Origin of the sequence: Gimesia panareensis (assembly GCF_007748155.1) — a bacterium.
Lineage (GTDB): Bacteria > Planctomycetota > Planctomycetia > Planctomycetales > Planctomycetaceae > Gimesia > Gimesia panareensis.
Genome location: NZ_CP037421.1, coordinates 75,194 through 100,702 on the forward strand (window position 1 = coordinate 75,194; position 25,509 = coordinate 100,702).

Consider the following 25,509-nt stretch of genomic DNA (forward strand, 5'->3'; position numbering starts at 1 on the left):
TCTCCATTCTTTCGTTTTGGTTGAGCGCGTACCTTCTACGCAGTTGTGATGAATCTGATCAACGATTTCAGAATCGAGACAGTTATCCGCCTTCTGCCTGATTTGAATCAGTCGGCGTGATGATCAGAGGTTCCGAACCCCGGGGAATCACCAGTTGACGGGTCTCCCATTCCTGTCCCGGAAAGCGAACATAAACGGACGCCTGTTCTTCCGGCTGGAAGTGAGACAGGGAGACCATGCCCTCCCCATCCGATGTGCGGATAATGGGTTTGGCGCTGCAGAAATAAATACAATGTTCCGGGCCATTTTTCTCAGTGCGTTCGAAAGGAAACGCGCTGACTCCCTCCAGCGGGGCACCCGCTTCTGTTTCAAACCGCAGACGAAGAGGAGTGGACTGCTGCAGTTCAAAGCGGAAAGGTTCGAGAGAACCTTGCCGCAGAGAAATATATTGTGACTGAAACAGATAATCCTCGGCGATCGCCGCGATTTGGACGGCGTATTTTTCCCCGGGGGGATAGACACTGTCGATCTGAAAAGTTCCTTCTTCGTCAGTGAGCGCTGCGAAGGAATTCTGCCGGAACGCTCCCCCAGGCCAGGTCTTGACGACTGCCAGCACATGCGCGCCGGAAACAGGTTCGCCTGCGGTATCGACCACCTTTCCGGTGAGATTGCCGTTGGTTTCCGCAATGGTAAAACCCGAGGGGGCCAGAGTGGCGGACTTGGCTGGTTGAGTTCCCCGATCTGAAATCAGGAACCAGCAGAAATAACCCACAGCGGCAATCAGGACCAGGGTCAGCAACTGATGCAGGCGGTGCCAGAAAAAGTGCTGAGACAGCGAAACGTTACAGCATTCCTGTTCTATATGATTTGTATCGCCAAACTCTTCCAGAGCCAGCATTTGCGACTGACGCGGATCTTTGCCTCCCTGCTGATGTGCTTCCGCACTGGCGGAAAGATGGAAGGCGATTTCTTCACGGATTTCCTGTCGTTCCCGGTCGGCGTGCGTTTGCAGAGGCGCCTGTAGATAAGCCAGCAGTGTGTTGAACCAGATGCGAATCATATTATGCCTCGGCGATCTGTGAATTCAAAACCAGGTTGATGGCCTCTACCAGGTGAGACCACTCTTTGACTTCTGTTTTCAGCTGCTTCCGACCAGCCGTCGTCAGTTGGTAATATTTTGCCCGGCGATTACTCTCGGACAGCCCCCACTCCGATTCGATCCAGCCCCGCTTCTGCATACGATGCAGCGCCGGATAGAGAGAGCCTTCTTCCACGGTCAGCGCATCTCTGGTGGTCGCCTGGATCCATTTGACGACGCCGTACCCATGACGTGATTCGTCAACGAGGCTCTTGAGAATCAGCATGTCCAGGGTGCCCTGGAGCAGGTCGGCTTTCTGACGTTTGGCCATATTCGGTCTCCTCGATCATGTACAGCATCGAGTGTCGCTGCTCTCCCCTAGAATGTCAAGGGAAAAGTTTCAGAAAGTGATTCGAGACCAATCGAGCGAGATTGAATGACGGTCAATCAACCTGGTTTGCCATGCATGGGGCGGTCTGGAACTCAAGGTGCGGACTTCTCTTTGAGCAGCTTGTTAATCGTCTGCTGCATCTCATTCCAGTCTTTGCTGACGGAAGTCACTACTCCGTCCGGTCCCACCAGAAAATAGATGGGGACCGAACTGACAGTCAGCCTGCGTGCCCGCTCTGTTTCTGCTTCCATGTAATGCTGAGTCCAGTTCCAGCCTTTGCGTTTGACCAGGTTCTGTGCCTCAAGCGGATCCTGATCGACGTTCAGACCAATCACCGTTAACTTTTGCTCCTGGTATTGTGCGGTCAGCGCCTGAATCTCAGGCATACTTTTCAAACAGGGGGCACACCAACTGGCCCAGGCCTGCAGCAGGACATAGCGGCCTTTCAGCTCATAAATGGAGTGCGCCTGGCCTGCCGGGTCTGTGAATTCAAATGCATACAGATTCGATCCCTGCTGTGGCCCCAGTTTGCAGGGAACGGTCAGTTGACCCAGAGCCAGCGTTCCTGATTTCAGATTCTGCTCTGTGACTTCGACCGGGATGATTTTCTGGCCAACCGGATTGACCAGACAGCCTGCCGGGGGCTCATACAGTTGCACCAGCAGGTCATACTTTCCCGGTGGCACACCATTGATTTTCAGCTGGCCATCAGGGGCCAGTTTCACGAAATAGTAGGCTCGGGTGCGCTGCCAGGTGGCAAAATTCGGATCCTCCAGAGCTGCGAGCCGCAGCGGTTGTGTAGGATCGAAGTTTAAGCTGGGAGCATCTACTGGCCAGTCCAGCCCACCCTCACGACGGATCAGGTAATTGATCGACCATTTTTTATTCAAAGGGGCCTGATCGCGACCGGTTTCGACGACCGTGCCCGTTAGCGTGACTCCCTGATTCCCCAGTGCAATCGTTTTATGGTCGCCCGGTTGGAGATCCAATGGAATCGACTGACCGGAGGTCAGCGGCGAATCAACCCAGGGACCCAGTATCGCGCGAACGGAGCCTGCAATCGGAGGGAGCTGTTTGAATTCAAAGCGTCCATTTTTATCGGTGAGTACAGTATAGGTGTCTTGAAGTCGTGCTGATCCCAGGGGGTGCTCTTGAATCGGCTTGAACTGAATCGTTTCACCTCCGATCGGTTTGCCTGCCTGCATGAGTCTGCCTGAAACAGACGCCCAGGGTTTCAAAGTTAAAGTGCCGATCTCCTCTCCCGGCTGACGCAGGACTTCTGCATAACCGGACGCATGCGTCGCGCGAATGCGGGTCGGTTCGAAAGTCGCGGCGATTTCGAACTCCCCTTCTGTAGTGGTATTAGCCGGCATGCCCTCTGGATCTGATTTGCCATTACTGACGATCGGAACAATGGTCGGAGTACCGAGCCTGATCGCCGCATTCACAACCGGTTTCCCATCCGAATTGACAACCTTACCTCTTCTGGCAGGAGCTGGTTCCAGAGTAAAATTCTGTATAACGGATCCATCTCCGAGGCCATACGAAGATTGACTCAACGCAGATCGATAGCCGTCCGCTTCGATGCGGATCAGGCGACGGTAGTCGTCCATGGTGGGGTCTAATGTGATCTTAAATTTGCCTGCTTTGCCTTTCACAGCATTTGAAAATGAGGTCGTTAAAAAGTCGGGACGAAATTCAATCACAGGGATGACGCGAAACGTTGATACGGGTTTACCGGTCCTGGCATCGGTTACATTTCCAGAGATCGTCAAAGGGTAATCCAGTTGGATGACATGTGGTTTTTCCGTCGCGACCAGAGTCACTGATTTAGCACCGGACTTACCCAGGATGCGGTACGTGACAGGATCATCGGGTGCCCAGTCCCAGACATAGATGCCGTTTTCGTCGGCGTGTGTGGGAATTTCGGAATTGAGTACATTCGGGTGCCGCACGTTGTAGAGTGACTTGGCTCCATGCCAACCCTGCAGACTGACGGAGGCTTTGGGGACCGGATTGCCATCAGCGTCTACGATTTTAAGCGTGAGCCGTTTTCCCGGCTTCATGGCAAAGGTCAGTTCTTTCAGCGATTGATTCACGTCAACGATTTGACGTACGGGCATGAAACCGGGAGCGACAACCGTCACGGGATGCTTCCCCGGCGGAAGCGAGAGGGTTTCGAAATGTCCTGACTGATCGATCTTTGTTTCATTGACGGTACTGCCGAAGTAGGGGGCATCGTTCCAGACGACGATCCCTTTCGTGACCGGATCGCCGGCTGTATTGAAGATGGTCCCTTTAATGCTTTGACCACGACGCAGTACGATTCTGGCAGTGCCGTCCCTCAGCATGGCGGTCGTCAGATTCTGCAGCGCCTGCAGCTCTCCCCATCTGGAATCACTGATGTAGTCCTGGTGGGTAAACTTGAGGCGGAATCGAACATCTTCTCCCGGTTGCTTTGCCGGTGCGATGTTGACAGACCATTTCCCTGTTTTATCTGTGACGGCTTCCGTACTGATGCTGATGATTGGTCGTGGATCCGCACTTTTGTCTGGTTTACCCACCGTCAAGCTGACACTGACGGTTACCTTGGGAATCGGCTGACCATTCTCGTCGACGACCACCCCGGAAATCTGTGTGCCGCGAGCGAGTTGAAATTCAAAGTGATCCGGGATCTGTTTTTCTTTCTCCGGATCACCTTCACCAAAACTGATATATTCAGAAACATAGTCGGGCCTGCTGACCCAGAGGCGCATACTCTGGGTCTGAGCGGGAAGTTTGAGTGTCATCACACCATCAGAGTCTGCCACGAGATCGGAGTTGACGATGCGGATTTTTTTCGATTCATTGTGATAAACGACATTCGCAAACAGTTTCGCTCCGGGAAGGGGTTTGCCCTGTTCGTCACACACCCGAAATTCCATCTTTCGAGATTTCGAAGACGCCTGATTATTTTTCGCTGCAGATTTTTTTTCAGCAGGCAGTGACGCGGAGAGTGACAGTAGCAGAATTGCGAGCAGTATCCGAGACAGCCAGAGGTGCCTCCGGATTGTTTTAAACCGGTAAGAGTGCATGAGCGCGCTCCAAAAACGGAAAAGTAGAAATGCATTTGGCGGGAAACGTGCTGATGTGCCTCAGGACTAATGTATAGGCGAAAGCACGTGAAGTCAAACTGAAACTGTTGAATGAAACCTCAGTCGCTGTCTTCTTCCGTCTCAGCAGGCTGATTTTCCAGGTAATCTTTCACATAGAGTTCCTGGATCGCGACCTTACCGGCTGCCAGAATTGGGGAGGCGATGGCTGCTCCCAGAAAGCCGAACAGGACTCCCATGATAGCCTGAAACGAAATGAGCAGAGCCGGGGGCAACGAGACCTGCTGCTTTTGAATTAACGGCGTGATGACATAACTCTCCACCAGCTGCAGGCCGATAAATGCAGGGACGACCAGAGCGGCTGTGGTGACACCTTGTGGCAGGGCGACCAGGATTGCCAGGATAAAGGCAATCGCGGCACCGATGTTGGGAATGAATGTGAGCAGGCCGGTGATGAATCCTAACGTTCCCGCCATGGGGACGCCGATCAGCAGCAGGACCAGCCATGCGCCTATACCAGTCACCAGCATGGAACCGAAGCGGCCGATCAACCAGTGCCAGAGAGTGTCACCCAGTTGGATCATCAATTGTCTGAGGCGCTCGCGCCGCTCGGGGGGAAACAACATGACTGTTCCCTCTCGGTAGGTCGTGGGCGATGTTGCCAGAAAGAGGCCGACGAACAGGATCAGCACCGTATTCACCACCAGGCCGAATGTCGACTTAAACATGGTCCCGGCGAAACTGAAAGCCTGTCGGGCGGTCCCTTTAAGGGAGCTGAGATCGGGCTCTGAGGCTTCTCCGGAAGTGTTTTGTTTTTCGTCAGGCGTTTGTCTCGGCGGCTGCTCTCCGGAGGCGGAGCTGGATGAGTCTGATTGTGCTGTGTCCTGATTCTGACGTCGATCCGATTCCGGGAAAAGCCTGCGATCCAGAAAGGGAGTCGAGCGAATGACTGACCTGACGGTGGAATATTGTTCCGTCCAACTGCGAACCTTCTCCACCCCTTTTTCTATCTGCTGGCTGGCCTGTTCGACCTGTTGATTGATCTGCACAAAGAAAAATGCCGTGATACCCGCACTGAGACAGGCTAACGCAACAACCAGAGAAGCCAGACTCGCCTGATAGGGGAGCCGGGTTTGCTGGCTTAACCAACGGCTGGAGTGATTCAGAAAGACGCCAAACAGGATCGCCAGGAAGAGTGTGAAGATCACCTCCCACATAACGACCAGCACCGCGGCAAGGATCACAACAAATATGAGCGCTATAATTGCATGAGCCAGTTTGCTGGAAGAACCGGTTTGCGAATGCTCTTTCAAGCGAACGACTGCTCGATCTCTTACCCCGGGCTGGTCTGATTCTGTGCTGGTTTCCTGACCTGCCTGGTGCATGGACCTGAACCCCCTCTCTGAATTGAAAACGAATGCTGCACTAGCCGATGCCGGCGATTTCGCCTGAGCGTCTCAACGGAGACTTAAGCATCAGATCTATAATTCGCAAACGTTGTGCCAACTCTCAGAGAAGAGTCAGAGTCATGCTTTGAATAGATTTCTATTATTTTATACGTAAAAATTCCAGAAAAACAGAGAAAAAATCGGAATCCCTGGTGTCTGACCGCGCAGGCTGCGCGGTGGGAAGACAGTCAAGATACCTGGAATGGCCTTATCATTGGTAAACATAAGAGATACGTTCATTCTTCGTGGCGCCTTTCACCGTCCAGTCCAGATGCAGGGTCTCGTCTTTCAGACTCAGCGTAGCGGTATAGAGATCTTCGCTGCAGACATGTGGTTCGATTGAGTCCCATTGGGTATCTGAAGTCTGCTGCAGATCGAACAAATAAACGGGATTTGTGATTCCGAAACGCAAGTGTTCCAGCCGCAACTGTTTCTGCTCAGAGAAGGCACTCCAGCGATAAACGTTCGTAAAACGGAGGACCTGCCCGTTCGGCGGTGACCACTGGCCGGATTCATGAAACAGCATCGTCTGCGGATTGATGCACTCGACTTTGACTACTCCGGTCCCGGTCCCATTCCAGCCGCTGCCGGAATCGAAGGATTGTGCTGTGAAGGTCAGACTTTTGATCGTTGCCAGGCATTTCCAGAGTGCCGACAGGTCCAGGGTGGCAGACATCGGGTTGTACTTTTCGTATTTGTTAAAGAAACGGTCGCCGGTTTAGAGTCAGTAAGAAAATCAGAAAAACAAGTATTCCAGAAATGACACAATAGCTACAGCTACAAAAATGAATGTGTTCAACAGCAGTATCATCGCAATCATCGAAAAAATCAGCCCGCCGTTCATACATGTGGTCGGCATCGTAAACCCCCAAGTGAGGAAGACAACCACTGCCAGGACCGCTGCCCAGTAAATGCCCCAAAAAAAAATTGAAATGTGAGGAATCAGAAACGCAATGATCGCCAGGGTGAGGACAACAATCAGGCCCCAGTCCACGGTTGTGTTGTCTTGTGTGTGTAAATCGCGATTCGATTCGTCCGGCATGATTAACTCATCTGGATACATTCAAATACTTCATTCATTCGTAGCAGAATGGAATTCCTGCATGTATATCAATTATACTCCTGGTGAGTATCCCTGTTGATGGCAAAGTCGCAGGAATGATTGCACATGGTGAGTAGTGCTATTTCTGAATATAAATAACCGCTCATTTCCAGCCATTTTCCCCATGGCAACGACAGTGACAGTCAACATCTTCCGTAAAACTGTGTGGCCCCCAGCCTTCATTAACGTAGCTGCTGCAGGTGAAGTGTTCAAACACCGTTTCAGAGAAATGGGGAGATTTCTGATGACAACAGAGCCCCCAGTCCTGGTTCCAGGGAGCAAAGAAGGCACAGCCACCACACTGAAATCCATTCTCATAGAGATTGAGACTTTCCGGATTGTCGGGCCAGTTTTCCGCATACTGTTGTGCTGACTTCTCCTTCGAAAAGTCATTGATCACAATTTTGTTTTGATTCATGGTATTCTCGCTGGCTGTATTCGATGGAACCTCTGCCAAAATTGGGAAGTAATACCCACATGCTCAAGCGAGACACAATCTGAAACGACGGGTTCAGACTATTCTGGCCGTAATCCGAGCAGGTTTCCTGCCACTTGCGTGGCGTTTCTTTCAAAGCCCAGCCCGGTCAGAACTCCGGCCAGTTGATCCCTGAACCGGTTCAGTTCAGCCTCTGCAGCTGTGACTGCCTCCTGCAGCTCTGTGGGATCGACCGTCCAGCGGGCCTCCGGATGTGCGCCGGGCATGGCGCAGTGATTGAAGGTGAAAGTCCTTTATGGGACCTATCGGAGGTAACCATGAGCGAAAAGCAGTTGCACGAACCGACAACAGTGGCCGAGGTTACGGGTGGCGGTTTTGCCGTGAGGTCGTGTGAGATGGAAGCTTGTAGCGAACCGCAGCACCGAACGAAAGTGAATCTCCAAGCAGGCCTTCCGGTCTGGGCCAACGGGCTTCCATCCGTGACGCCCAATATCCGATCGTGGTCGGGGGGTAGTGGAGGCGGGAGCGGCGGGACATCACTGTGTCTTACCCCGGGAGATCTCGAACGATCCAGGCAATGCGTCGAAAGACCAACTGACCTGGTAGGCATGGGCGGAGGAAACAACCCCAAGCCGATGTCGATCGAGAAGTCGGATCATCTCGTAGTAGTGACGAAGCCGGGTAATGCTGGTGGAGCGAAGGGGATGACAAGTTGAAAAGTTCTGAATCACGTCAACTGAGATTCGTGTTTGCCGACAACTCGAAAGAGAGCGAGGCTGCCCCGAAAGCGGACGTATCTGCTGGACGGTCATACTTGCTGCATCAAGCGGATCACAATTTGACGAACGAAACAGACGCCCCGATAGAAGATCGCGATGCAAATCATGATCGTCTGTTGGAACGGGTGGCCTCGCTGTCGAATTTGGCACGAGCGCTACTATTTGTGGCACGTAACAAAGGTGCTGCCGGAGTCGATGGTGTATCGACCGAAGAAGTCGTGGAGGCAGCTCCCGATCTTCTGCCAGAGATTCGCCACGCTCTGATTTCGGGAACGTACATGCCAGGCGATATCCGTCGTGTTTGGATTCCCAAGCCTGGCGGAGGTGAGCGTGGACTGGGCATTCCCAATGTCATTGATCGGCTCGTTCAACAGGCGGTCTTGCTTCAGCTCGAACCGATCTTTGAACCAACCTTTCATGATAGCAGTCACGGGTTCCGCCGTTATCGCGGAGCCCAAACCGCCATTGCCGAAGCTAAAGGCTACTTCAATAAAGGATACGGCATTACAGTCGATATCGACTTGTCGAAGTTCTTTGATCGCGTCCACCATCAACGGCTACTCGGACGAATATCCCAGCGTGTCGAGGATGGTCGCGTGCTGAAGTTGGTTCATCGGATGCTCAAGGCAAAGGTGGTGATGCCAGATGGAACATGCGTGGTCAGCGAAGAAGGCACTCCGCAAGGGGGGCCACTTTCGCCGCTTCTGTCGAACATCGTTCTCGATGAACTCGACTGGGAGCTTACCCGTCGCGGCTTGAAATTTGTTCGATACGCAGATGATTTTAGCGTATTCGTGCGGACTAAACGGGCGGGAGATCGCGTAATGGCATCGGTGCAGCAATTCATCGAACGAAAACTTCGACTCGTGATCAACGAGGAAAAGAGTTCGGTGAGCGCCCCTTTTGATTTAACCTTCCTCGGTTTCCGGTTGCGGAAGGATTCAAAAGGGATAATGATGATTCTGATCTCGAATCGTACTGCCCGACGGATGAGCGTCCGAATCCGCGAGTTAACTCCTCGCAATTGGGGCGGCTCTTTCGACGCGTGCGTCGCTCGAGTGAACCGTTATCTCAACGGTTGGATCGGCTATTTTCGTTTATGTACTGGTGTAGGTTCGTTTTCGGGTTTCGACGCCCACATCCGTCGTCGGTTGCGGGCGATCTTAGTTCGCCAAAAGAAACGTCCTCGTCATCTGTTTCGTCACTTGTTACGTCGCGGCATTTCCCAGGGGCTGGCCTGGAAATCGGCCTACCGAATCCGTGGTCACTGGAAGCGTAGTGCAAGCTTCGGCATTCACAAAGCGTATGGAAACGCCTGGTTCGCTGAACGCCTGGTAAATCTGCAAATCCGCTGGCACGAGTTTCACCCCAAGGGGGCCAAGAAGCAACTCGAGTTGTTTTGAGGTAATCAGCTTGAAGAGCCGGATGTGGGCCCACAAGTCCGGTTCTGTGAGAGGCTCGGGGGAGAAATCCCCCGAGCCTACTCGACCTCCGGACTCGTGCGGGCGACTCAGCACCAGCCAGGGATCCTGGAATTTCATAGATAACCAGGGATGACCGATCCACAGCATCTCCCAGGATTGCCCCGTGTAACCGGCTGCGGTCTGCCAGTTTTCGAGATCACCGATATCACTGCAGCAGGTTGGTAAAACGAGAATCCCATGTCGGCAGGCACTCAAGGCGAGACCACCGCTCAAGATTGGTCGGGACTCAGCGTCCTCCAGTTCCGCCAGCCCGCCGCAGTCTTCCAGGAAGACCGGCAGTGCCCGGGCCAGCTGTTCCGCGGAAATCTCAGAGGTGGCAACGTAACAGGACCCGCGCTCAATGGGGTTAAGTCCTTCGATGCCGGAGTCTGCCAGGCAGCTCTTCCAGTATGGTTCCCATTCTTCGCGCGCAGCTCCCCCGGTGGGCATTGCGCGATCTTCCCTGGAAAAGTCCGGCGGAAAGAATTCAATGACCGGCGTCAGCTGGACTCCATTTAATTCGATCAGGTCTGTCAATTGCGGTTCCTTGATCAGTTTCACCTGTCTCCGTTTACGCATCCCAGGCAATAGTGGCATTCACTCGCGTAGTAAAACTACCCACGATAGCCTTCAGACACACCGTGGCGGCGGCATCCCTCCTGTGGCGTCAGGTAACGAATTTCGGTCTCGATTTCGTAAAAGTCAGTCGCCATGATCGATTCGTCTTATACGATGTGCTGGAATCCAATTTCTCTGGTGATTGAAACCGTCCTGCCGATCCTCAATCCAGCGATTGATGTTTCTTCAGAAAGCGCCTGGCACTCTCTCTGACCTCGGCAGGTGCTGACCGGTTTTGAGTAGTTTTTTCAAATAACTGGACGAGGTCCAGGCCGTTAATTTGTGTGACACCGGAGTTCAACAGCCGGTTCACCATGATGAGGCCCGATTCGGAAGGTGCTGACTGAATAGACTCAATCAGTAGGTAACCGTACACCAGGACCAGTCATTTCGCTGGGGCTGATTATTTGCTGAGGCGGCGTCGGGCTCGACGCTTGCGTTTGCGGTCAGCGGATTGGCGACGCTCGTCCTGGCGGTACGTTCGAATCGATTCAGGGTGGTCCACTCTCCAGGCGTGCGGTGCCAGCCTGGCCCAGTCCGTCTCGCCGTCAAGGGCACGCTGCAACACGTCGTGCAGGTAAGCAGCTACGTCCAGGTCGTTACGAATCGCCGTACCCACGATCGTCATCAGGTTCGCCGCTCGATCACCAGCGAACACCGATCCTTTGAACATCCAATTCTTGCGACCCGTGGCCACACGTTTCATCAGTTGTTCGCAATCGTTGTTGTCAATCGGGATCGAGGCGTCATCAATAAATCGCGACAAGGCCTTCCAGTGACGACGAATGTACGCAGCGGCTTGACCAAGATTGCTCTTGGGTAAAACACGACCCGGCGACATCTCTTCGCCGGACAAGTACTCTTCGATCAGACCCAGTACATGACGCGACAGGCGGCGGCGACGGGCCAGCCGCTGGGACGCATTGAGCCTCTGGATCTGGTCCTCGACGTCGTAGAGCATCCGAATCCACGATTCGAGCTGAGCGACCTGGAGCGGGAACGCGCTGCGGCACTCGTCAATCTTACGACGCGCATGCGCCCAACACGCGGCGAACGTAATCCGTGAGCCACTTCGAACCTCGATCTTCTGAAAACCCGACCAGCAATCTCCGATCAGGTTGCCCGCGAAATCTCTGAGCACTTCATCCGGTCCGTCCCGGTGACGACTGACCGTGAAGTCAAACGCCACCACCGGAAGACGCGAGGCGTAATAGCCCCACATCTTTGCGTTGATGCTGGGCTTGCCGGCGGCGATCGCGGTTTCCAGCACCTCGCCGATCCGCTGCCCGCGGGGATGCCGGGACAGATCCGGCATCGCGGCGGGAGTAATCAACAACACGCCGGTGTCGTCGCAACCGATCGTTTGATCCTGTTTCAGATAGCTGCGCAGGTGCGCCGCCAGCGGACGAAGTGCAAACTCAACACCCGCTTCGATGTTTTGCAGCGTGCTGCGACTGGGGGTCCAGCCACTGCCGGCGAACAGGTCTTGCTGGCGGTAAAACGGGAGATGATAGAAGTATTTCGCCGCCACGACTTCTACACCGATCGATGGATCGAAACGATGGCCCTCGACCAGTCCGGTCGGCCGCTCAGGACTGAGGATGCCTTGGGTTTTGTCCGCTGGGTGCGCGTACTTGGCATATCTGGTCACCCGCACGCGTAGTTCACTGCGGATCAACTCAAGCGTTTCGACTTCATCGTAGCCGATCAGTTTCAATCCCTCGCGTTGTTCCTTGGGAAGGTCAACGAGTTTCTCATAACGCGGCAGGTGGGCGGGGAATTTACGGTCGTCGGGTCGCGGTCGCCTGGGTTGGCACTTTCGGTTCGATTCAGCGGCGTCCTGGGCAATTTGTTCAGCTTGCCGGATCGCTTCTTCGAGCGCGCTGACCACTTCGGGCGTGACTTCCTCGCCCAGGTCCAGCAGCAACTGACCGGCACCGTCGATTCGCCGTTCGCTCTTACGGCCGTAGAGTTGTTTAAGAAGTTTCTCGATCGTCAGGTTCAGCTCGGTGACTTTCTCATTGAGCTGGTCCTGATTGTCCTTGAGCTGCAAGACCGAGTGGGCCTGTTCTTCGACCAGCTTGTCCTTGAGTGAAAGCTGGGTCGCTTGTTGATTGATCGTTTGTTGCCCGTCATCGACTTGCCTTTGCAACATCGCAATCAAGCGATGGCAGTCTTGGATGTCGTGGGGAAGTGATTCATCAGCCATGATGGACGCATTATAAGAATTCGGACTTTTCGCACTACCCGATGATCAATAAAAAAAGCAAATCCCAACAAAAACCGGCCCGCGAAATAGATTCTCGCCAGGCCGGTTTGCCGAAGGATGTTTTGATGAGGCTGCGACTCAGACCGCAGTCATTCGCTTTCTTCTGTGCCTGGACGACTTCAGCGAAACGCCGGCGATCCACATGGCCAGTTCGACCGAATCGATGGTCACGTGGGTTTTGTCGTCTTCGGGCGTTGGCAGCTCAACGGTACCTTGCTCAAGCCGCCGGTACCATAACGTCAGTCCGCCGGTCTCCCACCACAGGGCTTTGATACGATCGCGTCGGCGGTTCACAAACAGGAATAGAGAACCGTTGAGGACGTTCTGACCCAGCGTCGCGGTGACAATGCCGGTTAAACCGTCGAAGCCGTTACGAAAATCGACCGGCTCGGTGCACAGGTAGATGGGCGTGCCGCTGGGCAAGCCCATCATGAGCGGGCCTCCTGGCTACAGGACGGGATCTCGAATCGAATGCGAATGCCGCCCGGCAGATCGACGGCCATGACAGTGGCCGGTGAGGACGCTGCAAGCGTGACGGGCAGGAAGCCTGCCGGCTTTCTGCCCGTCTGTCGAGGAGGGGCAGACGTGCTGTCGCGAAGCCGTTGATGGTCTCTCCTGGTGGTACCGCGGATCTTCCGCCGGCCGCGGACCTTCCGCCGCCAGTAATAGTAGGACGCTTTTGAGACGTTTTCCGTTTTGGCAGAACTGCGCGACGGTGATTTCAGCCTGGTCGAATCGCTCCAGTCGGTCTGCCCAGACTTGGGCGGTTTCACTCGAATTGTTTTGGACCATGGGATCTCCTGTATGGGAAACGTGAGGAAACCCGAGATTCTAAACCCTGCGCCTACAATGGTTCTGGTGTACGGTTACCAATCAGTAGCGGTTCATAGCCTGGCAGACTTTCCATGCCATGAATGATCGACCAGAAGACGCCGGCTCCATCCTCGGTCGGATAGCGTTCAAAGACGCGCAGCATGGCAGGAATACCACTTGCAGGCGATTCACTTTCGAATAATTCCTCAAGAAGTTCATCCAGTTCCAGCCATTCTTCCTCTTGTGGCTGAAACTGATCAATGGCAGTGGCGATTTCAGATGAATTTCGAACCATTCTCATTCCCCAGGATTTTTCACCAGAATCCGCTTCTATAGCCGGCTCCAGATGATGATTATGTCGGTAATTTCCAGCCGGCCATGACGGCGAAGCCGAACCTCTTAAAAAATGTATCGCACTGGTGCAGACCCGCCTCAACGAAGCGTGCAAGATGCCAGTCGCTGCTCGCGTACTGGTCAATTGACATTCTCTGCAGGGCAGCAGTCCACTCTGCATCGTCTGTTCCCAGTTCGCGCGCCTGTTTCTCATGCATTGCCCGATAAAAGTCCGTATGCCAGGGAGTCGGCCCTGCTACCTGATCGGCGTTGATAAATATGCCGTCGCTGACTAGTGCCTCGGAGACGCGCTGAAAAAGCCGGGCCTTTTTTCGTCAGATAAGTGATGAATTGCCAGACTTGAAATGATCGCATCAAACGGGCCGTCTGGTATCACTGCATCGAACGAGCCCTGGACCGCCGTGATGGAATACTTTTGCAGACGAGTCTTCGCCACGTCGAGCATGTCCGCAGACTGGTCTAACAGAGTCATCGAAGAGGCAGGCGATCGGCTCAGAATGAACTCAGAAAAAATGCCGGTACCGCAGCCCAGGTCCAGGATCCGCGCCCCCTCGGGGATTGTCTTTTCGACGAGCATTGTCGCGGTTCCATAAAACGCGCCAAAGTCGGGTACCAGCCGCCGTCGCGGTTCATCGTATGTTCTCGGGTCCCAATGTGTCTGATGGTCCATTTGTTCTTCTCGCCGTACTCGACATAATCTGGTTACAGGCAGTTTCCATAAAAAGTAAAGAAGTGAAATCGTGAGGTCAGTTGCGTCAGATCCACTGCATGCCTAATTCCCTCTCTCCAAATTTCCCTCCACACTTTGGGCAGGGATCACCATGATTCCATACCTGCTCAATTTGAGTTTTACATTTTGGACAGGCGCCGATGACCACTGTTTTCTCAATCTTTCCATCAGGACACCAGACTTCAGTCACATAGTCCACGAGCTCATTACATATACTGCAAACACCCGTTTGTGTTTTTACAACGAAACCGACGTCAGGGCCACCACTCACTTCAACAGTGTAACCACAGTCATTGCATTTGTAGTGATATGTTGATCCCATAAATCATTCTCCAAAATCTCTGCTGGCCCCGCTTCCGTTTGTGCCCCTCGGTGATGACGACGATGAACACTGTTAATCTAATGTGAGATCAGCAAATCTCGCTGCGACCATATTTAGCGCACCCGTTTCGTGATCCCACCAGAACACTTCGTCCCCTGACACTTCTGGAGATTTCTTATCTCGAAGTAGCACTAACTGATCTCCACATCCGTTGCTCCCAATCGCCACTGCCTCATCTGGAAATCCAACCCAATCTCGGGCACTCTCGGTTTCTCTGACAACATCATTGCATGTCCTTTTCAATCGCTTCTTATCACTGGTGTCAAAGATTGGATACAGTACCCACGCATCCGGCGTTGTCTGAACTTCACCCCCGTTCGCTTTCATCATTTTGTTGACGTAATCTGGTGGCAACTTCAGCCCCAGTCGTTTTTCTGTCTCGTGAATGAAGCGTTCTTCAACTGGAAATAACATGACTCATTCTCCAATGACTTTTACCAGGATCCGCATTGCGTTCCCCAGGCACAGTGTATCACACGCTGACTTTTTCCGTATCCGGTGTCACAGGTATTAATCAGATAGATAACGTTCAACACTAAGGATTTGACCATTGCAGTCCAGAATCAACGTGAATTCCGAATTCGGCAACCGCAGGTCAAAAGGGATGTCATCAATTGGAACCTCGTGTGGTATGCCTCCGTCAGCCAGGCCTTGTCCGTACCCGAAGTACACAGTCAGATATCCGGGACGAAGACTGGCAAGAACTTTTGCAGGAGTTTTGATAGTGTTTTCAGGCTGATCACTCATCCTAATTCCCAATACTATTCACCATATCCGCTTCCGCAGGCTGTGGTCGAATGCATCATAAAAAACATTTTCCCACGGTCCCGGGGCCAACTGATCATCGGCGACGACTTCGTGCTAATCTGGTTTCAAAGCACTGATTAAAGAACCAGCAAACGTCGAAATGACTCCTGAAGTCGCGGCCAGGGGCAGATTCCAAAACGAGCCGGCCAGAATTGCAATTGCGCCTGCAAACACGAAATAGAACCCGTACATTTTTTTTGTTGACTGACAGCGGAGCCAGACACTCAACAGATTGATCAACATGACCAGAATCAGGACCGGATAAAGCCAGGGAGAAAACGGAATCTGCTCGAGACCGACGACCCCGAACAGACTGGCATAGGCAGCCCAGCAAAACGGACATTTCGGAAAAAAAGCTGTTCCCAGGGCTGCAAAAGGTCCTATTGCTGAAAAAACGCGATTTTGAAAAACTGATGTTGAATCCGTTTTTACAGCGCAGGTCTCTGCTTCATGCAACATCTCAACTGCTTTTTCAACAATCTCTGCCTCATCCCAGCGAAGACGTTCGAATGAAGCGGCAATCGCTCCTGCAGAATCCAGAATGAAAACTTCGATTCTGTGCCGGTTAACTAGAGCCCGGATATAGTTAACTCCCAGCTTGAAATGTTTTTTGATCGGTTCAAAATCCTCCACGGTACGCAACAGTCGATGCTGAGCCCCTGTCTGAAAATTCCGTTCTTTTCCGTATTGTGCTAACCGTTGAGCATGGTCGTACTCGGGATCGTAAGTAATGGCTGCGGTTCGGATTTGATGGGCCAGTCCCCGGTTTTCCAGTTCTTTCTGGACATGGGCCAGCTTCGTGATTGTCAGCGAGCACTTCAGGGGATTGTCACATCTGGTATAAAAGAAGACGACAACAGTCGGTCCGCCTGTAAATAATTCACCATAACGGATGAGATTTCCTGACTGATCTTCAAAGACCGTTTGTTCCACCGGTGTGCAGTCTGCTCGGGTTCCCCGCATCCAAGTGAATAGATTACTGACACCTGCCGGCAGTTGACAGCAGTCGTCTTCAGGCGGCGAATCTTGATCAGTGGGCTGAAGAGCTGAAACGAGATGATCCAGTTCCTGCTGTTCGGAAATGGAAAGCCCGTTCACATTCCGAAGTTCACTCTGGATAGAACCGGCGAGTGGTCCCAGCCAGCGAATGGTTTTCAAAATCTCACCAACCGCACAGGTGTCTGTCGATTCGTCTGGATATTCCCCATAGGCTTCGAGCGAGACCGATTCATCATGGTATCTGATGTTGGTAAGTGCCCGCAGCAGGAAAGGAGCGTATAACTGATCCGGCTTGGGGAGCGATCTGAGAGCGCAGGCAGCTGCTGCGACAGAATAGGCATGAATTGCCGTGTCCAGTTCCTCAAGCAGATACAGGACTGCGGAGGGAGGGAATTGCTGTTTCGCAAGTGAGATCAGGATCCAGCCGCGCATGCGTATGACAGCTGCAGTTCCCCGTTCGCGATAGACAGGGTGGTCTTCCCGAAGGAATTCTGTGAGGAATTCCTGTTGCGCGGGGTCTTGAGCCGTCCGATCGACGAACTCCGCGAATGCCTCCTCTGAAAGACTGTCTAATTCAGCAGTCGTCAGGCCGGTTAATTCATTCACTGGTTTCTATTCCGCAAACTTTTTCAGAAACTGTGTGGCCTGTTTTTTGACCCTGGTCTTTCCTTTCTTTTTCAAGGTCTGAATGCCTTTGACCAGGTCCGCATCTGCTTTCACGTCCTGGTCAGAGAAAAAGTTACCCAGCGCGGTCAGACACGTTGCCTGGATTTCATCATTATCACTATTGTCTTTGACAATAGTGGCGGCATGTTTGTAAAGCGATTTCGGTTTGATCGAATGCAAGGCTGCCGCGGAGACCTGGCGATTTTCTGTATTCTCTGATTTGTCAAGCAGGACTTTTTCAAAGATTTTCGAGGCACTGGAATCGGCAGCGAGCAGTTTGAGGGCTTCTGTTTTAACCTGCTCAGAGGGTGGTTTCTTCACAAGTTCCCGTGCAACTGAATAGACATCAGCGTGCACGTCATTGCCCAATAGCTGCAGGGCCACTTCCGGTTCTACAAGCGCTTTGTCCGGAGTTTTGAGTCCGTCGAGCAGTCTCTTTTGAGCATACCCGTCTTTTTCACAGGAGAGTGTATTGAGTGCAGAGAACCGGATTTCAGGATCGGAATCGCGGGCGAGTTTTCGCATCATCAGTATGTAATCTTTACGATACTTTTCAAATTTGATGGTCTGGAAACTCGCAGCCTCAAGCGCCTGGAGGCAGGCATGGCGCACACTTGCGGGCTGGCTTTGATCCAGCACGACCTCCATCGTTTTTTTAAAGTAAGCTTCGTCTTTCAAGACTGCTGCGGAGGCGCCCCGCGATGCCTGGACCCGTTCCTGTTCAGGCAGCGCATCGTTGGTCACCGTGGATATCAACTTCGCAGGAGAGGGTTGGCTCGACTTTTTGACTGTCTGTTTTTTAGCTGATTTACGCTTGGCCATGACCGTAACTCCAAATTACCTCTGATTGGCATTGTTTAACGAATATTCATTACGCAAATTCCACATCGTCATAATCATAACCGAATCGATCAAGATTACTCAGGCTCCCCTGGTAGTCCAGCGTATTCATCACCAGGGGCATCGGCCCGGGAGCAGAAACGGCGAGGCTGCTTGCCAACGCTCCACCCGGAGCCGTCGGAGGACGACCACTTCCGGTCACCCCGTTCCAGGGCCACAGGGAATCTGTCAGGTTATGATTAATGGGTTGTGGAGATGTGGAATAGGCCTCTGGGGAATTGTGGTCATAGCGATCGTTCTTTCGCTGCCACTTGGCCCAGAGACGATCGACATTGCAATGCAGCAGGAAAAACAGGGGATCCCGTGCCGCTGTCGGGACACTGCTGATCGGCCCCATGAAACTGGTGTGGGCATAGCCATGGGGATCGCCCTCCATGTCGATGAAAGCATCGTAATCGTTACCCAGATTCAGTGTGGCTGTTTCATCAATTACATTTGCCGACTGTGTGTTCGTATTGAAGCGAGGGCGTCGCATAAAACCCTGAACCCCGTCTGTCGTCCAGAATTGCAGGGGATTACCGGAGTCAAATTGCACTGCGCCTGTGACAGGATTGGCTTCGCCTAAATAATTTTTTTTGAACAATTTGGGTGCCGGCTGGTCGAACCTCCAGTAGGGCAGCGCGACGCTCGGGTCGATTTCCTGGAGTTCTCGTTCCAGATCGAGAATGTAAATCCGGTGCCAGGGGAGGAAACCGGCAGCGCCATGTGCTTGCGGACTGCTGGCGCTGGTATGCATTTCGCGGAAGTCCGTAAAGCGCCCCAGACCTTTCGCATTGAGTTGAGCGAATGCTGAGAGAAATCGTTCACGTTCCTCCGCCGTCAGTTCGTTTGCATTCTTCCGAATGCGAACCATCACGGGAACAGAGCCGACCAGTGTCGTGCCGTTATGAGCTTCGATTTGGACATCGCCGTCTCTGCTGCTGGCCTGCGGATACTTGCCAGCAGCTTGAAAAGGAACCGATTCTCCTGATTTCGGGACCGTCAAATTAATACTGGCGGAGAAGGGCCCCGAAGTCGACTTGCGAAAAACGAGACTTCCGCCAGTTGCGCCCGCCGTTTTACTGCTGATTTTGAGATTGACACTGTTACCCGAGATTCCAGATGGATCGGAAACCCGGATGCGACAGGGAGAAGGAGACCATGTAAGATAGCGTCCTAACGGGTTCGGTGTGCTGTTTACTTCGAACTCCACCTTCATGACGCGGCCCTTTGCTAATCTTCAGAGTGATTTGAATGACACGGCATTTCCAGAAATATGTTAGACGTGAGTGACGTGAATGCCTGTCGGGTCAGACAGCTTCGCCTGAGACTACAGTCGCATTTTAGTGTATACATTCTGCCAGTCAAAACAAATATCAACCAATGTGGAAAAAAGCTTGTACAGAATGAGGAGGGATATCTTCCACCGGGGCCTGACGCAGAGATGGTCTGCTCCAGGATTCCTTTTCGTCGGCGCCCGTCAATCTCATAATAAAAAATGTGTTCCTACGTTATCACATGCGGACTTCTATCAATTAGAACCAGGGATTTCCTTAATAAGTTCTTCCGCATTGTAGATTTCGAAGTGATGTTCTATTCCTGCTTCAGATAACGTGTGCGAGAGCTTGCCAACGAAGCTGATAATTTCATTAATGGAGCCTGCAACGGCGCCATTCAGCAGGTGCTGTCCATTTTCTAGTGGTTCCGACTCAAAATCGATCAGATCACTTTTGAGGATCAGTGATTCTGAACCGTCGCAACCAGAAACTGAAATAAACGCTTCGTTAACTTCTTCAAGTTTGTTCACAGCATCCCGAACAAATGCCAGACCATCCAGGGATGTGACGCAACCGTAGACGTTATTGGAGTCAGGAATGTCTGTCATAGGCGTAGTTACTCCCCGATTATCCGCAGCGAATTTCCCAGGCACATAGTGTATCAGACTGCCTTTTGTTGTTGCTGGTGTGACAAATGGTAATTCATGATCTTCACCTGCCTCTGCAGACGATATGGTATCTGTGGCTCTTCCAACTCAGACCTGATTGTACTTACTCAGATAATATCAGGAATGTACCTGCGAATTTGATGTAATAGCTCGTCTTTCGGAATGACAAATTGTCCCATCGGGAAAATCACTGACATCTCAGGATCGTAGTCGTTCTCGTATCCAATTTCGCTCCACACGAAGTAATCCCCCTCGGACGCCATGTCGGCAGAAATGCAACCACAACCCAGGTCCGCACACTCCGGACAAACAAGAACTTCTCGTCGTCCGCTTGGTAACACAGCCGGTTGTCGAAGAAGCAGCCTTTCGACGAACGCTGATTGATAGTCCGGCGTTGTCCATCCAACAGGCGAGACTACGTCATAGGTTTGCTTCGTTGCCAGTTCGCAATGTTCGAGAAATGGGCGGCCATTTAATATGAACTCACCCGTGACCAATTCCGGTCGCTGCCTTGCTTTTCGCCATTCTATGATAATCGAATCAACTCGACGCAACTTATATTCCCCTGCTATTGGACAATAGCGCCCATTTCTCACTCTCCAATAATCTTTACCAGAATTCGCTTCCGTCTGCGGCCGTCGAACTCGTAATAAAAAATGTGTTCCCACGGTCCCAGGTGGAGCCGTCCGTCGGTGATGGCGACGACGACTTCGCGGCCCATGATCTGGCGTTTGTGGTGGGCGTCGGCGTTGTCTTCCCCCGTGCGGTTGTGCAGATACCCGCCGGTAGCAGGATCATCGCCCGCATCAAAGGGAGCCAGCTTCTCCAGCCAGCGATCATAGTCGGCATGCAGCCCCGGCTCGTTGTCGTTGATGAAGACCGAAGCTGTGATGTGCATCGCGTTCCCCAGGCACATTGTGTCACACACTGTCTTTTGTCCTGTCTGGTGTCACATAGTAATGGCAAGTCATTGCAAAACCTTAGTCTGTCGAATCGCTATGATCATATGCAACAAAATACTTAAACTATTCAATTCCGATTCAAACCCATTTCGCGGCTTTGCAATTTATTTTTCCACAATTGTTCCATGTGAATTATTTCTTCAGGTGTGGAAGCTGTACCAGCAGTTTCCAGAATGCAAACTTGGTAGTCACTTGGGTCACGGCTCTTGAGAGCTATGTTGCCACCATGGCCGGTAGTAACATATTGCTGCCAACGCCCCCAAAATCCATTTTCACCGTAAGCTGAACCAACATATTGCTCTTTCGTTTTGGGGCAAGTAAGCAGATACACACCACGTGACGATTTCAAAGCGATGATCCAACCCGGAGGCAGAGTGTCAAGTTTGGATAGTGAAGAGACAAATTGTAAGTAACCTGGAAATTCAGGTTCCTTAAATTCGGTACGTATTTCAGTAATAGGCTTGTTTTGCTGAGAAGCACGTTGAATCCAAGCACGAGTGCCGGCTCCCCAGTCAATGTAAAGTTTACCATCTAGGTCTTCGAATTCTGGTAGTAAACTAATCTCGTAAGCATCACAACTACCAGCTTTTATTATGTTGTGAGTATGAGGCGACGCTATATCCTTTTCGAGAACTCCTTTATGGCGAACAGAATAAATACCCACGAAAAGGGTTTCGTTATTTGGAGTTCCTACAAACGAAGCCCAAAAGGGATGATTAAGCTTTGTGTGATTACCAAAATCTTGATGAGACTGATACTGTTCAAACCTTTGTCTGTCATCTCGCCATAATTCGTATGGCTTAAGACCCTTAGCTGCTCGTTGGTCTCGATGTCTTAGCAACCGCACTTTTTCTACTGGGAGTCCACCCTCAGTTAGAATCGAATTGAACATTAACGGCATCGGGCTCTCCGTGATATTTCAATGAAAAACCAATTCAGTTTTGTGATTGGACTCTGATGATGGCAAATGACACAAGACTTTATATTGTTTTTTAGCTGATCTATTCTCCAATAATCTTAACCAGAATCCGCTTTCGCCTGCGGCCGTCGAACTCGTAATAGAAAATATGTTCCCACGGTCCCAGGTGGAGCTGGCCTTCGGTGATGGCGACGACGACTTCGCGTCCCATGATCTGGCGTTTGTGGTGGGCGTCCGCGTTGTCTTCGCCGGTCTGGTTGTGCAGATAGCCGCCAGAATTGGGGTCGCCGCCTGGATTGAAGGGGGCCAGTTGTTCCAGCCAGCGATCGTAATCGGCATGCAGTCCCGGTTCGTTATCATTGATGAAGACCGAGGCCGTGATGTGCATCGCGTTTATAAGAATTAGACCATCGGTAACCCCACTTTCAGCGACCAGATCTTCAACTTCTTTGTGTATAGAAACGATCTGCCGACGCTGGGAGATGTCCATCCAGAGTTCTCTGGTAAGTGTTTTCATAATGGCGACTTTTCCAATTTTATTACTGTTTTGAATAAGTTGTTGTTTACAGTACTAATTCATAATAAAAGAAAGATCTAAGCTTAGATATGAATAGTCTTAGGAACTACCGTCTGACTGGCAATTTCAAAAGAGTGCCAGTGAATAAAAGTTAGAGGTCATCATGTAAAACATTAGTTGGAGATCAAAATGAATTCCAAAGGCAAGGAAAACAATCAGCTTACAAATAATCTGGCTCAATTGAAATTCAATAAGAATACACAGGGTGATGTTGTATTGGATCCAGAGAAGCTTGAAGAAATTTGTTTTTTGAGTTCGCAATTACAAAGTCTACAAGAGAAATACCAATTGCTTGACGAACTATGTGATCAAGATCTTATTCCCCAGGAAGGCCTACCTGTCACTAGCGATGATGACGAACGATGTGCCCGACTTGCTGATGCACATGGGTTTGATGGTAATGTATTTCGAAATCTATTGCTCCCTTCACTTAGTGAAGAAGCTTCCCTCAGGGCAATATCAAAAAATGTACGTCAGCGTATTAATATGATACCCAGAATTATTGCTTCAATCGAAGAACAGAATACAAGATCAGCTTCTGAATATTCTAAACCCAAGTCTCCAGCAGAATGGTCTAAGCACTTTGATTGTAGCTGGGACACATTAAAGAAAAGATTTGATTGTGGAAAAATACGAGTTATCAAGCTAAGCACAAAGAGTTACAGGATTCATAAAGATGACTTGTAATAGATAAAGACAAAGAATGATTTTCTCCGCTCAACTCTGAGTATCTCCGCTTATGTCTGAAGAGCCAAAGAAGATAGTTTCTTCAGAAAAAAAGGGTTGTAAGATGCTGCTGAAGTGTTGGTGTTTTTCGTAAGCCACAAAGCATCTTTTTATAGCTGGAGATGAGCACATGACTGATGAGGATAAAATCGATCCTGAAGAAATAATAGCCATTATTTGGTGGGCACAAATGCGTTCAACGCTCAGTGAGAGTGGTTGGGGAGGGTGTTGGGGAGTAGAAGCAGCCACTGATGAGGAAATGCCCATTCTGAAGAACGGTTTAGCAGCGATCATGGATCTGTTTGAACAGATCGATTCACACCTAGTAAAAATGCAAGACGCTTGCCCCTTGCTAGCCGAAGATCGAGATTTTGTAATCGACGACTTATACATTGCCCAGATTGATAAAGAACAATATTGGGATGCACATGAACGAATATTTAATCTTAGTTCACAAGGTACCTTGATTGCTGATCAGCTGGAAAAGTTCAATGACCATGAAGAACAAGGCAATTTATGCGTTGAGGATTCTCTGCCAAACTTAACCTTAAGTGAATTAATGGGATGGCTCGTAAATACTGATCTTGAATATTACAAAGAAAATCAAGGATATGGTTGTTTCAAATTTCACGAATTCGTTTTTAGGAATTCAGGTTTCCTATTAGCGGCTCAATTTGGTGATGAAGCTATTAGAATATACCTCGCTTGTTTGGCGAAAGAACTTTTTTGTAACTGCAATATTGATAAGTTTATTGAAGCACTTTTGGCGATGTATAAACGTCGCCAAAAGCATTCTCAAATTGATGATGAGTGACCTCATTGAGAATCTGGAGATGCTGTGGCCTTTGATTGGTGACTCTTGATGTATTACATCTCCGGTTAAATTTCCTTGATTTGACCCAAATAAAAGTCCCATCGTAATCGCCCCTATCACGGGCTCTGAGCCTCACATGGGTTTGTTTACCTAATTAATCCCAGACGCCCCGTAGAACGGCGTACAGGGGCTGCATTCAACTGATTTTAATACGTGTTACAGAAGGGGAAGTACTTTTTAAAAACCAACTTGTGAGTTGTCCCGACAATAAAATCATGATGTGACGAGGATAGCTTTCCTGGGAGTTGGTACATTTAGCCCATATCCTCCAACTCACCCTGCTATTTTTCAATTGAATGTAAACAACGGTCAGAAAACGTAGCGCGTGCCGGTTGAAAACCGTAGCGCTGTCTGTGCAGGATTCGTCCTGATGTGGCTGTTTGGGGACGAATGCGTGGTCTTTTGTTATTTCGTCAGTCGCGGTTGCTTGCTTGAGCTTTTTGTGTGCCGCCGTTTGGCGTCCTGTAACCGGTAACTTTCACCAGTGGTTTCCAGGATATGGCAACGATGGGTGAGCCGGTCGAGTGTGGCCCCCGTCAGCCGTTCGCTGCCCAGGACCTCGGTCCAGTTTTCAAAGGGGAGATTGGTCGTTACGATCAGGCTGAAACGTTCGTAAGCCGTGCTGATCACGTCGAACAGCAACTCGGAGCCGAGTTTACTTGCGGGGACATATCCCAGTTCATCCAGAATCAGCAGATCGAGTTTCGCGAGCTGCTTTTTCAGGCGGGTTAACTCCCGCTGTTCGCGGGCTTCCATTAACTGGGTAATCAGTTCTGTGACCTGGTAAAAGCGGACCCGCTTTCCCTGGCCGCAGGCGGCAATCCCCAGGGCGACTGCCAGGTGCGTCTTGCCGGTGCCGGAATTGCCCACCAGCAGGATATTCTCCCGCTGCTCGATAAACTCACCCCGCATCAGTTCGCTGACCAGCAGTTTGTTGAGGCCGGGCTGGACCTGAAAATCGAACGTTTCCAGGGTCTTATACGTCGGGAACTTCGCGGCCTTCAGACGTCGTTCCGCGGCCCGGCGTTCCCGTTCAATCAGTTCCAGTTCACATAACTGTAACAGGAATCCCAGATGGTCGACATTGTCAGTGGCACAACGGGCGGCGATCTTTTCGCATTCTCTGAGGATGGTGGGCAGCCTCAGGTTCTTGAGATGGTGCTGCAGCAGCACCAGGCTTTTGGTTTGTTTTCTGGTCAC

At 51.3% G+C, this 25,509-nt stretch carries 26 protein-coding genes; 3 read left to right on the forward strand and 23 right to left on the reverse strand.

Annotated elements, in window-relative coordinates; translation table 11 throughout:
* Nucleotides 1-82: 82 nt before the first annotated feature.
* The 8 genes from Enr10x_RS00315 to Enr10x_RS00350 all read right to left on the reverse strand — a co-directional run bounded on the left by Enr10x_RS00315 (nt 83) and on the right by Enr10x_RS00350 (nt 7,813).
* Nucleotides 83-1,060 (reverse strand): carboxypeptidase-like regulatory domain-containing protein, encoded by a 978-nt coding sequence (locus tag Enr10x_RS00315; RefSeq protein WP_145447805.1) that lies wholly within the window; start codon nt 1,058-1,060, stop codon nt 83-85.
* A 1-nt stretch (nt 1,061) separates the two neighbouring features.
* A complete protein-coding gene (locus Enr10x_RS00320; protein ID WP_145447806.1) occupies nt 1,062-1,409 on the reverse strand; it encodes a PadR family transcriptional regulator in 348 nt (115 codons plus the stop codon).
* A gap of 152 nt (nt 1,410-1,561) precedes the next feature.
* Entirely contained in the window at nt 1,562-4,381 is a 2,820-nt protein-coding gene (locus Enr10x_RS00325) for a carboxypeptidase regulatory-like domain-containing protein (RefSeq protein ID WP_197997431.1), read from the reverse strand.
* Between the two features lie 281 nt (nt 4,382-4,662).
* The gene (locus tag Enr10x_RS00330) at nt 4,663-5,946 is read right to left on the reverse strand and encodes an AI-2E family transporter (RefSeq protein WP_145447808.1); all 1,284 of its coding nucleotides are present in this window, start codon (nt 5,944-5,946) and stop codon (nt 4,663-4,665) included.
* Between the two features lie 274 nt (nt 5,947-6,220).
* Nucleotides 6,221-6,685, reverse strand: a complete 465-nt coding sequence (locus Enr10x_RS00335) for a DUF6314 family protein (protein WP_145447809.1) — start codon at nt 6,683-6,685, stop codon at nt 6,221-6,223.
* Nucleotides 6,686-6,745: 60 nt separating this feature from the next.
* On the reverse strand, nt 6,746-7,051 hold the full coding sequence (locus tag Enr10x_RS00340; RefSeq protein ID WP_145447810.1) for a hypothetical protein: 306 nt from the start codon (nt 7,049-7,051) through the stop codon (nt 6,746-6,748).
* A 163-nt stretch (nt 7,052-7,214) separates the two neighbouring features.
* Nucleotides 7,215-7,529 carry a hypothetical protein gene (locus Enr10x_RS00345; RefSeq protein ID WP_145447811.1) on the reverse strand — a complete coding sequence of 105 codons (315 nt, stop codon included), beginning with the start codon at nt 7,527-7,529 and terminating at the stop codon, nt 7,215-7,217.
* Between the two features lie 98 nt (nt 7,530-7,627).
* Complete coding sequence (locus Enr10x_RS00350; RefSeq protein WP_145447812.1) at nt 7,628-7,813, reverse strand: hypothetical protein; 186 nt, start codon at nt 7,811-7,813, stop codon at nt 7,628-7,630.
* A 446-nt stretch (nt 7,814-8,259) separates the two neighbouring features.
* Between Enr10x_RS00350 and ltrA the strand changes: the two genes are divergently transcribed.
* The gene (ltrA, locus tag Enr10x_RS00355) at nt 8,260-9,729 is read left to right on the forward strand and encodes a group II intron reverse transcriptase/maturase (RefSeq protein ID WP_145447813.1); all 1,470 of its coding nucleotides are present in this window, start codon (nt 8,260-8,262) and stop codon (nt 9,727-9,729) included.
* A 1,081-nt stretch (nt 9,730-10,810) separates the two neighbouring features.
* On the opposite strand, the gene tnpC is transcribed toward ltrA, so the two are convergent.
* From tnpC to Enr10x_RS00430, 14 genes are all read right to left on the reverse strand, one after another.
* The gene (gene tnpC / locus Enr10x_RS00360) at nt 10,811-12,616 is read right to left on the reverse strand and encodes an IS66 family transposase (protein WP_145447814.1); all 1,806 of its coding nucleotides are present in this window, start codon (nt 12,614-12,616) and stop codon (nt 10,811-10,813) included.
* 138 nt (nt 12,617-12,754) lie between these two features.
* Nucleotides 12,755-13,108 (reverse strand): IS66 family insertion sequence element accessory protein TnpB, encoded by a 354-nt coding sequence (gene tnpB, locus Enr10x_RS00365; protein WP_145447815.1) that lies wholly within the window; start codon nt 13,106-13,108, stop codon nt 12,755-12,757.
* Nucleotides 13,105-13,449: a hypothetical protein gene (locus Enr10x_RS00370; protein ID WP_145447816.1), complete on the reverse strand. Its 345-nt coding sequence runs from the start codon at nt 13,447-13,449 to the stop codon at nt 13,105-13,107. The genes tnpB and Enr10x_RS00370 overlap by 4 nt, the downstream gene beginning before the upstream one ends.
* 71 nt (nt 13,450-13,520) lie before the next feature.
* Nucleotides 13,521-13,784 carry a hypothetical protein gene (locus Enr10x_RS00375; RefSeq protein ID WP_145447817.1) on the reverse strand — a complete coding sequence of 88 codons (264 nt, stop codon included), beginning with the start codon at nt 13,782-13,784 and terminating at the stop codon, nt 13,521-13,523.
* A gap of 330 nt (nt 13,785-14,114) precedes the next feature.
* Nucleotides 14,115-14,513 (reverse strand): class I SAM-dependent methyltransferase, encoded by a 399-nt coding sequence (locus Enr10x_RS00385; RefSeq protein WP_145447819.1) that lies wholly within the window; start codon nt 14,511-14,513, stop codon nt 14,115-14,117.
* A 454-nt stretch (nt 14,514-14,967) separates the two neighbouring features.
* Nucleotides 14,968-15,369 carry an SMI1/KNR4 family protein gene (locus Enr10x_RS00390; RefSeq protein ID WP_145447820.1) on the reverse strand — a complete coding sequence of 134 codons (402 nt, stop codon included), beginning with the start codon at nt 15,367-15,369 and terminating at the stop codon, nt 14,968-14,970.
* A gap of 447 nt (nt 15,370-15,816) precedes the next feature.
* A complete protein-coding gene (locus tag Enr10x_RS00395; protein WP_145447821.1) occupies nt 15,817-17,367 on the reverse strand; it encodes an SCO family protein in 1,551 nt (516 codons plus the stop codon).
* A 6-nt stretch (nt 17,368-17,373) separates the two neighbouring features.
* On the reverse strand, nt 17,374-18,249 hold the full coding sequence (locus Enr10x_RS00400) for a hypothetical protein (RefSeq protein WP_145447822.1): 876 nt from the start codon (nt 18,247-18,249) through the stop codon (nt 17,374-17,376).
* 49 nt (nt 18,250-18,298) lie between these two features.
* On the reverse strand, nt 18,299-19,525 hold the full coding sequence (locus Enr10x_RS00405) for a tyrosinase family protein (RefSeq protein WP_145447823.1): 1,227 nt from the start codon (nt 19,523-19,525) through the stop codon (nt 18,299-18,301).
* Between the two features lie 312 nt (nt 19,526-19,837).
* Nucleotides 19,838-20,191, reverse strand: coding sequence for a hypothetical protein (locus Enr10x_RS00410; RefSeq protein WP_145447824.1), 354 nt, complete (start codon nt 20,189-20,191; stop codon nt 19,838-19,840).
* A gap of 167 nt (nt 20,192-20,358) precedes the next feature.
* Nucleotides 20,359-20,805, reverse strand: coding sequence for a hypothetical protein (locus Enr10x_RS00415; RefSeq protein WP_145447825.1), 447 nt, complete (start codon nt 20,803-20,805; stop codon nt 20,359-20,361).
* A 38-nt stretch (nt 20,806-20,843) separates the two neighbouring features.
* A complete protein-coding gene (locus Enr10x_RS00420) occupies nt 20,844-21,179 on the reverse strand; it encodes a secondary thiamine-phosphate synthase enzyme YjbQ (RefSeq protein WP_232093183.1) in 336 nt (111 codons plus the stop codon).
* A 101-nt stretch (nt 21,180-21,280) separates the two neighbouring features.
* A complete protein-coding gene (locus Enr10x_RS00425) occupies nt 21,281-22,114 on the reverse strand; it encodes a GIY-YIG nuclease family protein (protein WP_145447826.1) in 834 nt (277 codons plus the stop codon).
* Between the two features lie 100 nt (nt 22,115-22,214).
* The gene (locus Enr10x_RS00430; protein ID WP_145447827.1) at nt 22,215-22,649 is read right to left on the reverse strand and encodes a secondary thiamine-phosphate synthase enzyme YjbQ; all 435 of its coding nucleotides are present in this window, start codon (nt 22,647-22,649) and stop codon (nt 22,215-22,217) included.
* Between the two features lie 189 nt (nt 22,650-22,838).
* Between Enr10x_RS00430 and Enr10x_RS00435 the strand changes: the two genes are divergently transcribed.
* Nucleotides 22,839-23,396 (forward strand): hypothetical protein, encoded by a 558-nt coding sequence (locus Enr10x_RS00435; RefSeq protein ID WP_145447828.1) that lies wholly within the window; start codon nt 22,839-22,841, stop codon nt 23,394-23,396.
* Nucleotides 23,397-23,565: 169 nt separating this feature from the next.
* Nucleotides 23,566-24,249, forward strand: coding sequence for a hypothetical protein (locus Enr10x_RS00440; protein ID WP_145447829.1), 684 nt, complete (start codon nt 23,566-23,568; stop codon nt 24,247-24,249).
* Between the two features lie 465 nt (nt 24,250-24,714).
* Here the strand turns inward: Enr10x_RS00440 and istB are convergent, their stop codons facing one another.
* A complete protein-coding gene (gene istB / locus Enr10x_RS00445) occupies nt 24,715-25,509 on the reverse strand; it encodes an IS21-like element helper ATPase IstB (protein WP_145447830.1) in 795 nt (264 codons plus the stop codon).